This is a genomic window from Pirellulaceae bacterium (assembly GCA_019636385.1).
Classification (GTDB): domain Bacteria; phylum Planctomycetota; class Planctomycetia; order Pirellulales; family Pirellulaceae; genus Aureliella.
Map to the genome: position 1 here is coordinate 897648 of JAHBXT010000003.1, position 12472 is coordinate 910119.

A 12472-nucleotide genomic window follows, 5' to 3' on the forward strand; every position below is an offset into this window, starting at 1 on the left:
CTATGGAATCGTATAGTACTTGGAGATGAAATCGTGGATGGCGTGCTCGCAGTCTGCAGTGCTCCAGTTTCGCCGCTTGCTCAATCGTTCGACCACCAACCGCAACGTGGCATCCGCGGGGCGGCCCAGCCAACCGACTCCAGTGCGCCGCAAGAGCACATCGGCAAGGGAATACGCTAGTTCATGGTTGATCGTATAGTCCAGTTCCGCTTGAATCTCTCCGTCGGCGGTCAGTCGAGTTGCGCCCCCACTGGTTTTCAACCCCAATTCCAAAACGTCCGCTGCCAGTGTGCCGTAGTTGCGCACATAGTACTGGATCGTATCGTCCGGGTAGAATTTACCAAACGTGACTCTGGTGGTGTTCAAAAATTCACTAAAATCGCCTATCCGACAGGGATGAAGGGTGTAGGTTGCCGAGTCGCACAACGGCAGTTGCAACTGACGGCTGCGAGCAATATGTTCTACCACGCGCTGTGCCAGTCCGCGCGACGTGGTGTATTTGCCGCCCTCTACGGAGAGCAGCCCACGAGCCACAAATGGCTGGTCATCGGTTGCGGTGCCATGATCAACTAGCTCATAACGCCGGCTGACGGTGTATGGGTTGTCGGAATCTTCCAGCCCGGCCAGCGGCCGTAAACCGCCGTAGTGAAACACAATGTCATCACGTGTCAGGGCTCCGCCAATTTCTTCAGGCGCGATATGTTGATTGACTTTGTCCAGCAGTTCATCGACGCTGGCTCGCGTTGGCCGATAATCATCGGGCGTTCCGTGATACGGTTTATCCGTCGGGCCAATGATCGTAAGTCCTCGCCATGGCAAAAACATCAGGTGATCACCCGCTCGGGTCTGCAGTACGACAGCAGTTCGCACTGGAATCTTAGCGGTCAAAAGATGCACGCCTTCGGACCGCGCTGGCGTCGAGTGCTGGCCGGCGGGCTCGCCAACCGGTAGGTCGCCCGGGGAAACGGATGGTCGCTTAAGCATCTTCAAAACGCGATGGACCCAGGTTCCTGCACAATTGATTACCCAGTGTGCGCGGACAATCCGGCTGTGACCGGTCAAGGTATCTCGAACGGTTACTCCGCGAACCGAAGAGTCTTGTAGCTCAAGCGATTCGACACGCGCATAATTTGCCAGTTGGGCGCCATGATCCTGGGCGGTTTGTAGGAAAGCCAGTGTCATCCGATCGGGGTTGATATTGGCGTAGTCGAAGTAGGTGACCGCGTCATGCAGTTCTGGGTGCTGCAGCCAGGCTGCCTGTTGTAAGGTTTGGGAGGTCGATAACACGCCATGACGCCTCAGTCGATTCGATGGCTGGACAACATGCGCCTTGTCATACGACAGACCATCGTACAGCCACATGCCGGCGCGCAGCGCAAAATTGCGAGCTGTGTGTCGACGATAGCGCGGCACCAGGAATTGCAGCGGCTGCACGAAATTCGGCGCTATGTCCGCGATAATGCGCCGCTCGCGCAGCGATTCACGTACCAGTCCAAGTTCAAAATTCTTGAGATAGCGAAGCCCACCGTGAATCAACTTCGAAGTAGCCGACGAGGTCGCACTGCCAAAGTCATTCATCTCAAACAGCGCGACGCTCAGGCCGCATAGAGCGGCCTGATGCGCGACGGCTGCACCGGTAATCCCGCCACCGATGAGAACTAAATCCCAATGCCTTTCGGCCAGCTCTGCAATGTCGGCGCGTTTCAATGTCATAAGTTCATTGAGAAAACTGGTAGCGAGGCTCGCCAAAGCGCGGAACTTCTTGCTTGTTCACGGTCTGCTCACGGGGGCTATGTGGAAGGCTTGTCGTAAAGCGTCAGTGGCGACTCGGCGTGGGGCAAGTCGAGCTACGAGTGAACGATCTCTATCGGTTTCTATCCAACCTATGATCTGCCATCCAATTCGCAGTGGCCCCGCTTGTATCATCCTGAAAATCGCGGCGGTAAGTACGTACAGTACAACACTAGCGACCGGTGAACTGCGGCTTGCGCTTGGTCAAGAAGGCGGTCACCCCTTCGCGACAATCTTGGCTGTCGATGCACTGCGCCTGCAAGTCGGCTTCATAGTTAATCATCTCGGCAAACGTGAGTGATGCGGCACGTCGCATGGCGCGCTTTGTCAGCGCCAGAGCCAGCGGCGCGCGCTCAGCCAAAGACTGCGCCCACTTGTGTGCCTCATCGTGTAGCATTGCTTCTGGAACCGTGCGATTGGCCAATCCCAGCGAGACGCAGCGCTCGGCTGGCACACGCTCCGCCTCTATCGCCAATTGATAAGCTCGATGATAACCGATCTCCAGCGGGAGAATCCACGCCAGTCCGCCGTCTGGAACCAAGCCGATGGTGGCAAACGGCGACAGGAAGAAGGCGTTGTCAGCCATCAGAACCAGGTCAGCAGTCAATGCAAAACTCAGGCCGATACCAGAGGCCGATCCCTGTACGGCGCTGATCACGGGTTTGTCCATTTCGGCGATGGCTAACAATGCGGGACCGTAGAGCTCTTTGAGAATTTGTCTCACTCGCTCTCCGCCGTTGATACCCGCCTTCAGGTCCGCTCCGGCACTGAAGACTCGTCCGTGGCCACCAAACACGACGGCTCGAATGGACGAATCCGCTGCGGCCATCTGCATTGCGGCCAACAAATCCTTGCCTAACTGAGTATTGAACGAGTTCAACGCCTCGGGGCGATTCAGCTTTACCGTAGCTACCGCGCCATCGGTTTCGTAGGTCACAGTTTCCAGTGGACTCATAATACTTGTTGCTTAAAGGTAGATCGAGTACGTACCAGTAACACACGAAAAGCGGTGGGAATTGAAAGGTCCGAATCGCACTCTCGGAAGTTTGCGGTTCGAACAAATATGGTACCATATTCGATTCGATACGTAACGGTCTCAGCGAGGTTAGCGGTCTTGGAGCTACGAACCGGTTGTCGCTTGCATTTTGGGCTGATGGAGTTGGCCCAGGGTGCGCCGCAGCGTTTTGCCGGTCTGGGCGTTATGCTCCAGCAACCGTGCCTGCAGTTGCGCTTGCACTATTGGACCTCTGATTGCTTGGACAATTCGCCTCCCGGTATGGGGCCATTAAATGCTAACTGGCGCGGCCCTGCTCAGCGCACAACGTCTGCGACTGAATTGCATTTGGATCAGGTCAGTCTCGCGGCAGCCCTTGAACTTCCCAACGATAGTGCGGTCGAATACCAGCAACGAATTGGCCAGTGGCTGCAGCAGCACAGCGCGTGCAGTACGCTAGAGATCATAAGTGCCTATCCATTCCACTGCGGTCTGGGCACCGGAACACAACTGGCCAGCCTGCTATATGCCGCGGCCGCTGTGTGGGACCATCGAGAACCGCTGTCCGAGAGCTGGCAATTGTTAACCGATATTTTGCCGACCTTGAATGCGCAAAGTGTTGCCCGACAAACGCAACGTGGCCGGCGCTCAGCCATTGGACTGACAGGCTTTTTGTCGGGAGGGCTAGTCTTAGATGGAGGATTTCCAAAGGTTGTTGGTCAAGCCGCTGAAGGTGGAGAACCCGAGTGTGACCGGCAGTTGAAGGTGAGTAGCCAGCGGCCAGTGGATGCGAAATATGTGGCGATTCCGGCCCAATGGCGGTTCGTGCTCATCCGGCCTTGCTCTTCATCACAGATCACTGGTCAGCGCGAACAGCAGTTAATGAACAGCTTGGCCCATCGACCAAACTCGAATCGACAAGTCATGTGGGACTTGGCAAACTCAGTGTGCTTGGCAGCCCAGCATGATAACTATTGCGACTTCGTCGAATCGCTGGAGTCCTATCTGCGACTGGCATCGCAGCTGTTTGCTGGAATACAACAAGGACCTTACAACGGTCCACTGGCGGCAGAAGCTGCTGGGCTGGCTCGAAGTGCAGGGCTACGTGCTGTTGGTCAGAGTAGCTGGGGACCGACGATTTTCGGCGTGGCAGCCAATGATCAGGCGGCCGAGGAAGCTGCCGCAGCGATCCGGCGTTGCCAGCCATCGTGGGTCATACACGTGACTGCCGCTGCCGCCCATGGTGCCCAGGTAAGGCGCTAGCCACCGCGCTCACACCAACGGCATTACCGTCGCCATCACTACGGTCACAGCAAATGACGTCACGCCCAGAATGCACAGCATGATGGTCCAACTGCGCAGCGTTTCACCTTCGGTCAGCACGCCCATCTTGGCGAAAACCCAGAAGCCTGAATCGTTCATCCAGCTACACACCAGCGATCCGGCACCGATCGTCGGTACCAGATAAACTGGGTGATAGCCCAGATTGCCATCTGCGGCCAGCGACATGGCGATGGGCGCGATTAGCGACGATCCAATAATCATTGCCACGGTACTTGAACCTTGAGCGATTTTCAGCAGTGATGCAATGAAAAAGGCCAGGCACATCAGCGCCAAGCCGCCTTGCTGCTCAGAGCCACTTGCAAAAACTTTTTCAACGGCAACTTGAATCTCTGTCATTGCCAATAGATTTCCAAATGCGCCGCCCGCAGCCGTAATCAAGATGATAACACCACCACTCAGGAGGGCGTCCTCGGAGTGTTCGGATAATTGTCTGAGCGAATGCCCTTGATAATGCCAGCACAGGTAGATTGAGATCAAGGCTGCCAAGACCATCGACAGATTCGGGCTGCCCAACAACTCCAGCCACCCTCGGATCGCCGCCTGTGTACCGCTTGGACTATCGCCGACCCAGACTTTGAAAACTGTTGCCAGCGAAATCATGCCAACCGGCAACAAAACCGGCAACAACGCCATTGCCAGTGGCGGGAGACTGTTCAACTGTGGTTCGTCTCGATCGCCAGCCCTCGACAATGGTCGCATCACAACTGGCATTCGCAAATTCATCCACCCAGCCACAAGCAAACCAACTACCGCAGCCGGCGCGCCAACACATAGCCCCACCAAGATCGCCGGACCAATGTCAACTCGTAGTGCTTCGGCAACCAGCAGCGGGCCTGGGGTGGGAGGAACCAGGGTATGCGTAATAGCGCCCCCGGCAGCAATAGCGCATAGATACAACAGGTAGTCCTTGCCGGTCTGTCGGTATAGGCTGCGCGCTAACGGCACAAGCAAATAGAACACGGTGTCGAAGAACACCGGAATTCCCAAGATAAAACCGCTGGTCATCAGCGCTGCTGCCGCGCGTCGTTGGCCGAATACATGCAACGAGGTCTGCACAATTTTGTCCGCCGCACCGCTAGCCAACATGCACTTGCCAATGACCGAAGCCATGGCGATTAAGATACCGATGCCGACCACCGAATTGCCCAGTGAACTTGAGACACGCGACACGATCTGCACCGGCTCCGCTTGGTCGCTAATTACAACGTGCGGCTTGGCACCCGGTCCGTGGACATTACGGTTGAAGCCAGTCACATTCAGCGGAATGAAGCAACTGATGGCCAACGCGCCTAAGATAAGCGCTACGAACGCATGAAACTTCAGCCCAATCATCAGCAGCAAGACGACCGCCACACCAACGGACATTGCTACCAACGGGCGCCACAGCGGAACTAGCCGCTCGGAGGCATGGCTGCCATCGGCGCTAACGGTGGAGGCACTTGACTCCTGAGGCATCTCTTGGGCGGGACTGGATTGCGACAGTGGTACCGCAACTGCGTTGGCGGTCGCGGTCTGTCCGCTGACGGATACCGAGCTGAGCGCGAAAATGGCTATGCAGCACAGTAGGGCTCTGCGAAACAGCGGTTCAATGCGCAGCGGCCCGTTAGTCCCGATCAACGTGATTGACATTGAGTGCTTTCGTGCATTCAGTTGAATACAAAGTCGTCGCGCGAACGCTATTTCTTCTTGGCGGGCTTTTTCGTAACTACTGCCGCCTTTCCTCCATAAGATTTCCCAGTCTGCATTTTCGTAGAGCCAGACTTGGCAGAGCCAGCCGCCAAATTTGACTTAGTGGCGGTCGATGATGATCTGGGAATCGGCTTAGACTTTGCAGCAGCAACTTGAGGCGCCGAGCCCTTGCCCTTTCCTGCCGATGGAGTTTTCGCTTTGCTGTCTACTGTCTTTGATTTGGCGGAACTCGCTGCAGTTGACTGTTTTTGCCCTCCCGGTCCGGCTGATTTTGCAGCCTCTTGATGGCTGGCACCACTTTTGGACGTCCCGCTTTTGGCCGCTGCCGATTTACTAGCCTCAACAGTTGGCTTCGCTGAAATCTGTGCGTCGCCTTTCGCTTTGTGAGTCACCGTAGACTTGGCAGACGCAGGTTTATGAGGCGTCTTGGAATTGGCAGCCGCAGCGGCTGGTGCTTTGGCGAGTCGCGCCGGACGCTCGACTTTTGGCGGTGGCGGGGCTGTCAACTTTTGCCACTCAAATCCCAGACCGACACCGCCCAGCAAGTCGGTGGGAATCGTTCCGTAGCGCACTCGGAACAGCGGAGCGTACTTGGACATGTAGGCGTGATTACCCTGCGGACAATACTGGCGACCGTTGCCCTCAATCGCTACGACTCGCGAAATGCGACTAGCTAACGATGCCGAATGCAAGAATGAACCGCCAATGCAGGTCAAGTCCTGAAAGCAGACGAACATTTTGTGCTCAGCCGCCGCAGCCGCCATCAACAAGCACTCAGTATGGCCCTTGCACGCTTTGAGAGCGATGCCGGTATAGCCGCGCTTTCGTGCCAATCGCAAGCTTTCCATGTCTGTCAACGATTCGTCGATGACAATGGGCAACAATCGCGAGATGCGATGCACGGTCATCTCAGTGCGAATCGTCAAATCACGTGGCGTCGGCTGTTCGATGTACTGGAGCCGCTGATGGGACAACGGGCTCAGCCGCTCAATGCGTTCCAGAAAGTCAATTACGTAATCTTCATCCGGGCACTGTTCGTTAAAATCCAACGACAGCTTCCATGCTCGCTCCGACGCGACAGCTTCACAAATTCGAGTGATCTCGACGATGCGTCCCACGTCCCAATCGACATCATTGCCCGCTAGCTTGATCTTCAGATGGCTAATTCCTTCGGTGGCCAGCCATTCTTCCAACGTCTCTGGGTAGCCATCATTCAATCGCGTCTTCAAATCGTCGCTCGACAGCGGATCCAGAGCGCCGACCAGATGGTACAGGGGCATTGTGGGCTTGGGCTTGGATAATAAATAATCGCACGGGTACTTGCCGGCAAAGTCTGGCCCCAGATAGGCGCTCAAATCTTCATTCAGGAATTCGCTGGTCAAACATTCATACGAGCTACGTTGTTGACTGCGCCCCAAAGCATCGTGAATCGCGGCTTCTAGCGGACTGCTGGCCAGCATGGCTGCTAGTTTCGGAATGCCTTCGACGATCTTATACTGGGTCTGCATCTCGGCCACGACCTTGTCGCGCAGCTCACTGACCTGTCGCGTCAACTGTAGAGCGTCACCGGTCAGATGCGCCTTTGAAACCTGGGCCGCCAGCCGCGATGCCAGTTCGATAATCAATTTCAGCGTGACCTTCGAGGGAATCTTGCTAGGCCACGCCCAGGCATTGCCCATCGTCATTTCGCCGATGCCCAACACCCCTTTGCCCTTGCCTCCGACAGTAACTGTCACTTCAGAGCGCAGCACGGACACATCATTGACGACTCGCCCGCCAAACTTCATCGGTTGGCGGTAATCGAACTGAATGGTCTTATTCTCGACACTCTTGATCGTTAGATCGGTAGACGATGGCATTCTTCACCGCTTCTTACAAGCACAACGAACTCTTCCAAACCCGGCCTGCCCGGTCGTTTCTGCGGTGCAGTGCTAGCGTCACGCACTTTAGTCTTCCCGCCCCGCCACAGCCAGCGCGGGAACCTACCGGCCAGCTTTCAACTGGCTTGGCTCAAAACGCACTAGATTAACAAATTCCCCAAGAATTTAAACCCTCAACCACCAATTCCAGGACTCCCCACCAACCTCGTCCGGAGCCGTCGGGCACCTCTGGCTGCCATCCTTGGAAGCCTATTCCACAACTGCCTAGCTTAACATGTCTGCCGCAGCAACTGAAAAGTTGCCAAGACGACGACTTATGCATAAGATGGAGTTATGTTTCCGAAAAACCTACCTGGGAAAGTGCATCGCTTCGTTGCCTGGGTCGTATGCCTGAGCGCGTGCGTGCCAACGCAACTTCTGGGCAACTGCTGCTGTGCCAGCCAGCCTCTGCGCTCTGGTCTGGCTGATAGTCGGCGCTGCGTACAACAGACCAGCGTTGAACAGACTTCTGGGAACGCCTTCTGCTGTTGCTGTCGTCCCTCGTTAGCAGCCAACGCAGCGACGCGCGGCGAGTCGGCTGGTGATTGCTGCACTTCAGCCGAGGGCCGGCCCAGTGATTCTCCTCGCGGCTGCGAGAATTGCGCGTCGCGAGTGCTCGTGGCCGAGTCCAGGCCTCTAACGCAGGTCAGCCAACCGCTCGTCTTGGACTCGTACTATTCCAACCAATATCGATCCTCTGTACCTGCTGACGTAAAGCGAGGCACGTTGGAAGCCTCCGAAGGTCCGTCATTTCTAACGGTTCACCGGCGGTTGGCGTGGTTGAGCGTTTGGACGATTTGATCCTCTCAATGAATTTCGTTAAATACCTGTGATTGCAAGCACGTTGCTTGCAACCGCGAGATTGTCCATTCATTGAGAAAGATAGAAAATGAGTATCAAACCTTCGATTAACGTGTTGGCCGTCACCCTCCTAGTGGTCGGGACATTCGCCTTCAGTTCGCTGGCGAGCAGCCTGGCTGAGCGGATTTCGCAACCCGCCTGTGCGTCAAGCAACTGCGCAACAGCCGCCCAAGCCTGCTGCGATTGTTGCAACCAATGTACGCCTGATTGCGACGAGTGCGATTGTCATGGCAATTCGTGCGACGCGGAGTGCTGCCAAGCTGCCTGCTGCGCGAGCAACGCTGGAGCATCGTGCAATCAGTCCACAAGCGCTGCACGCGGTACCGCAAACTGCGTTTGTCCAGTGTGTGAGTGCGCAGAATGTGCTGACTGCGATTGTCAATGTTGCGACTGCGCGTTGTGTAGTTGCATTTTGTAAGTGCATGGACCAGCGCACCGGGCACATTTTCGGCGCGGGCTACGCCAACTGGCAAACGGCCATGATCATCTTGGTACAGCTTGTTTAGCCGAAGATGTGACGACTTTACAAACTAGCGTCAATCGCGGGGTGGTAACCTCAGGTGTTACCACCCCGCGTGTATTGAATTTGCCTCAACTTTCATCTTGATCAAATTTGGGCATGCGCTGCAAGTTGTATCCTACTTGCCAGACATCCAACTTCGGCTCTGCTATAATTCTGCTAGCCAATAGGCCAGCCGCTGCTGATGGTCCGCTCGGTCGGTCTCGACGGGCACCCCAAATATCCGGCCGCAGCTTTACTAGCACTCTCGACAACTTGGCGCGAAGATGTTCGGAAAAGATGCCCGGCGATTTCGTTTGGCCAACATGTCAGTTATCGTTGCAGCGGTGCTGGCCTGGCCGATCATGCTCACGCAGGCGAGAAGTGACGAGCCGCCGCCGCTGATCGTAGCCGAGCAGTCTTGCGAATACGCGGTGAATCCAATCGGCATCGATACTCCGCAACCACGGTTTGGATGGGTGCTGCAGTCCAACCGTCGCGGCACAATCCAACAGGCTTATCGGATACTGGTGGCCCATTCACCACACGAACTGGCCTCCGATCGCGGTAGCTTGTGGGACAGTGGTCGGGTGATATCCGGTGACTCGGTGAACATCCGATATCAAGGCCCAGAGCTTTTCAGCCGGCAACAATGCTGGTGGAAAGTCCGTGTCTGGGACGACCAAGGCCACGCTGGCCCGTGGAGCGAGTCGGCCACCTTTGAAATGGGTCTTCTGCAAGCCACCGACTGGCACGGCCAGTGGATCGGGCTGGGTGGCGAAAACACTTCGGCAGCCTCGCCATTGCTGCGCCGGAAGTTTCTTGTCGGCGGTCCAGTCAAACGAGCACGCTTGTACGCAGCTGGGATAGGTTGGTCTGAATACTATCTCAACGGCCAGCGAATCGGCAACAACGTACTCGATCCTGGAGCGACCGATTTTGACAAGCGGATACTTTACGTGAGCCACGATGTTACTCAACAGATTCAGCCCGGTCACAATATCATCGGCGTCATGATTGGTAACGGCTGGTATAGCGAACCGCCGGGTCCAAACTATGGCGACTCGCCCAGACTGCTGCTGGAGTTGGTGGTCGAATTAGCTGATGGTACCATGCAGCGCGTCGTCAGCGACGACGACTGGATGTCGTCCACGGGGCCGATATTGCAGAATGATTTTTTTCACGGCGAAATCTACGATGCTCGACTTGAAAAGACAGGATGGCTCTCAGTCGACTACGATGATTCTGCCTGGATTGCAGCGGAGGAGCGAGCACCGCCCGGCGGACGCTTGGAATCGCAAATGCTCGAGCCGATCCAAGTCACCCGTGTTTTACAGCCCGTCAAGCTGACCAATCCCAAACCAGGAGTTTATGTTTACGACTTCGGCCAACTATTTGGTGGTTGGGCGCGACTGCGCGTCAAGGGACCGGCGGGTACAAGAATTGCCTTGCGGTATGCCGAACGACTTTTTCCTGAAGGTGATCTGACAGCCCTTCAGGAAAGTATCCAGCGCGACGCGGATGCGAAATACGCCACCCGCGTTACGCCGGAATCCGGGCTGGTGGACAAACGCCATCATCGCGGGATGGATGGCGCTACGGACTACTACATCCTCAAGGGCGATTTGGCAGGCGAGTGTTACGAACCCCGATTTACCTTGCATCCGGTGCGGTATGTTCAAATCGAAGGCTTCCCGGGCGAACTCACGCTTGAGAATCTTGAAGGCTGCGTGGTTCATAACGCGATCGACATGAGCGGCGACTTCCGGTGTTCCAATCCGCTATTGAATCAAATCCACCGCAATTGCCTGTGGACATACACCAACGGCATGTACAGTATCACCTTGGACTGTCTGTATCGTGAGCATTGGGGCTGGCTTGAGCCTGCCAGTACTCCGTCGATGCTGTTTGCGCGTAGACACACGCCTCGCTACTGGGAGAAGTTTCTGCGTGATGTTCAGTGCGCCCAGCATGCCGACGGCGTAATTCCCGATGTCATTCCGGCTTACCCGCTCAAGGGTCGCAAAACAGGTGACCCGGCCTGGGCCGGTAATTATCCGCTGGTCGTGTGGTATGTTTATCAAACCTACGGCGATCCCGGCCTGTTGGCCGAGCACTATCCCAATATGAAACGCTGGCTGGGATACCTGTCGAGCATTGCCAATGGACACCATCGCATTGAAACAGGTGGCTATTACGGCGATCACATGCTGCCGGGCGACGCGCCGGGCAAAGAACAGTTTATCTCGCCTGAGACACCACCGGCCCTGCTGTGGACTGGATTCTATTACAACAACGCGTGGATCTTGTCGCAAGCCGCCAGCATCCTCGCAATGGAGGATGATGCTGCTAAGTTTGGTCGCTTGGCCGATTCGATCCGCTCGGCTTTAAACGAGAAATGGTTTGACGAGGCCGCAGGACGCTATGCCCTGGGCACACAAACGGCCAACATTTTCCCGTTGGCACTGGGAGTTGTACCGGCAGCTAACCGTCATCGCGTTTTGGAGCATCTGATCGACGATATTGAAAACAAACGCAATGGCCATTTTCACGCAGGCAACGTGGGCATCACATGCCTGGTAGATTCTCTGTCGCGGCTAGGGGCGAGTGAACTACTTTACCGCGTCGTCAACTCAACTGACTATCCCGGTTGGGGATATATGGTACGCCAGGGTGCGACGACGATATGGGAGTCGTGGGGTGATGCGCAGGAAGGCTTTGTTGGATACAACACCAGCGAAGCGAGCATGGAAATGTTTGGTTCTATCAATGAATTTTTCTACAATGACTTGGCTGGCATCCAGGGACCGGATTACTATGGCAACCGCTCGATGCCTATGTGGTACCGCGAAATCGAATTTCGCCCACAAGTGGTAGGAGATCTGACAGGTGCTGCCGCCCAGGTTCGATCAGTATTGGGGCTGGTCGGCATTCAATGGCAACGTGCCCCCGACCAGCTCGCTGTGAATGTCGTGATTCCTGTCAACGCCCGGGCAAACGTCAGCATACCAAAGCTCACATTCCGCCAGCTCGTGGTAAAAGAAGGTGACCATGAAGTGTGGCGAGGCGGCAAATACCTCCATGGAACACTCGGTGTTTCCGGAGCAACAGAAGACGCCGACTGTATCAATTTTCAGGTCGGATCAGGCGAGTATCGTTTCACCATCTTGAGCGCTGAATAAAATCAAGGCGGGCACGCAGCTGTGGAACACCAGCACTCCTCCGACCGCTTCTCGCGACGATTAGCCAAATTGCGGACTGCCAAAGAGGAATATACGCAGTCGGTGCTGAGCGAACTCCGCCACGATCCTTTCACCCCACTAGAGCAGACCTCGAATTGATGTAGCGTCGGATGTAGCGGATTTGCTTTAATAC

Annotated in this window: 8 protein-coding genes; 4 read left to right on the forward strand and 4 right to left on the reverse strand. The window is 55.8% G+C overall.

Annotated elements, in window-relative coordinates:
* Positions 1-1713 carry a glycerol-3-phosphate dehydrogenase/oxidase gene (locus KF752_14165; GenBank protein MBX3422695.1) on the reverse strand — a complete coding sequence of 571 codons (1713 nt, stop codon included), beginning with the start codon at positions 1711-1713 and terminating at the stop codon, positions 1-3.
* A 250-nt stretch (positions 1714-1963) separates the two neighbouring features.
* Positions 1964-2746, reverse strand: coding sequence for an enoyl-CoA hydratase/isomerase family protein (locus KF752_14170; protein ID MBX3422696.1), 783 nt, complete (start codon positions 2744-2746; stop codon positions 1964-1966).
* 108 nt (positions 2747-2854) lie between these two features.
* Here KF752_14170 and KF752_14175 point away from each other — a divergent pair, with 108 nt between their 5' ends.
* A complete protein-coding gene (locus KF752_14175; protein MBX3422697.1) occupies positions 2855-4048 on the forward strand; it encodes a hypothetical protein in 1194 nt (397 codons plus the stop codon).
* A gap of 9 nt (positions 4049-4057) precedes the next feature.
* Here the strand turns inward: KF752_14175 and KF752_14180 are convergent, their stop codons facing one another.
* Positions 4058-5584, reverse strand: a complete 1527-nt coding sequence (locus KF752_14180; GenBank protein ID MBX3422698.1) for a hypothetical protein — start codon at positions 5582-5584, stop codon at positions 4058-4060.
* 221 nt (positions 5585-5805) lie between these two features.
* Positions 5806-7677: a hypothetical protein gene (locus KF752_14185; protein ID MBX3422699.1), complete on the reverse strand. Its 1872-nt coding sequence runs from the start codon at positions 7675-7677 to the stop codon at positions 5806-5808.
* 354 nt (positions 7678-8031) lie between these two features.
* On the opposite strand from KF752_14185, the gene KF752_14190 reads away from it, so the two are divergent.
* The 3 genes from KF752_14190 to KF752_14200 all read left to right on the forward strand — a co-directional run bounded on the left by KF752_14190 (position 8032) and on the right by KF752_14200 (position 12279).
* On the forward strand, positions 8032-8538 hold the full coding sequence (locus KF752_14190; GenBank protein MBX3422700.1) for a hypothetical protein: 507 nt from the start codon (positions 8032-8034) through the stop codon (positions 8536-8538).
* 287 nt (positions 8539-8825) lie between these two features.
* A complete protein-coding gene (locus KF752_14195; GenBank protein ID MBX3422701.1) occupies positions 8826-9104 on the forward strand; it encodes a hypothetical protein in 279 nt (92 codons plus the stop codon).
* A 319-nt stretch (positions 9105-9423) separates the two neighbouring features.
* Complete coding sequence (locus KF752_14200) at positions 9424-12279, forward strand: family 78 glycoside hydrolase catalytic domain (GenBank protein ID MBX3422702.1); 2856 nt, start codon at positions 9424-9426, stop codon at positions 12277-12279.
* Positions 12280-12472 lie beyond the last annotated feature (193 nt).

Excerpts from the sequence above, each read along its gene's own strand:
- KF752_14165 (MBX3422695.1), bottom strand. The coding sequence starts at position 1,713 with ATGACATTGAAACGCGCCGACATTGCAGAGCTGGCCGAAAGGCATTGG.
- KF752_14170 (MBX3422696.1), bottom strand. The coding sequence starts at position 2,746 with ATGAGTCCACTGGAAACTGTGACCTACGAAACCGATGGCGCGGTAGCT.
- KF752_14175 (MBX3422697.1), top strand. The coding sequence starts at position 2,855 with ATGGTACCATATTCGATTCGATACGTAACGGTCTCAGCGAGGTTAGCG.
- KF752_14180 (MBX3422698.1), bottom strand. The coding sequence starts at position 5,584 with ATGCCTCAGGAGTCAAGTGCCTCCACCGTTAGCGCCGATGGCAGCCAT.
- KF752_14185 (MBX3422699.1), bottom strand. The coding sequence starts at position 7,677 with ATGCCATCGTCTACCGATCTAACGATCAAGAGTGTCGAGAATAAGACC.
- KF752_14190 (MBX3422700.1), top strand. The coding sequence starts at position 8,032 with ATGTTTCCGAAAAACCTACCTGGGAAAGTGCATCGCTTCGTTGCCTGG.
- KF752_14195 (MBX3422701.1), top strand. The coding sequence starts at position 8,826 with ATGGCAATTCGTGCGACGCGGAGTGCTGCCAAGCTGCCTGCTGCGCGA.
- KF752_14200 (MBX3422702.1), top strand. The coding sequence starts at position 9,424 with ATGTCAGTTATCGTTGCAGCGGTGCTGGCCTGGCCGATCATGCTCACG.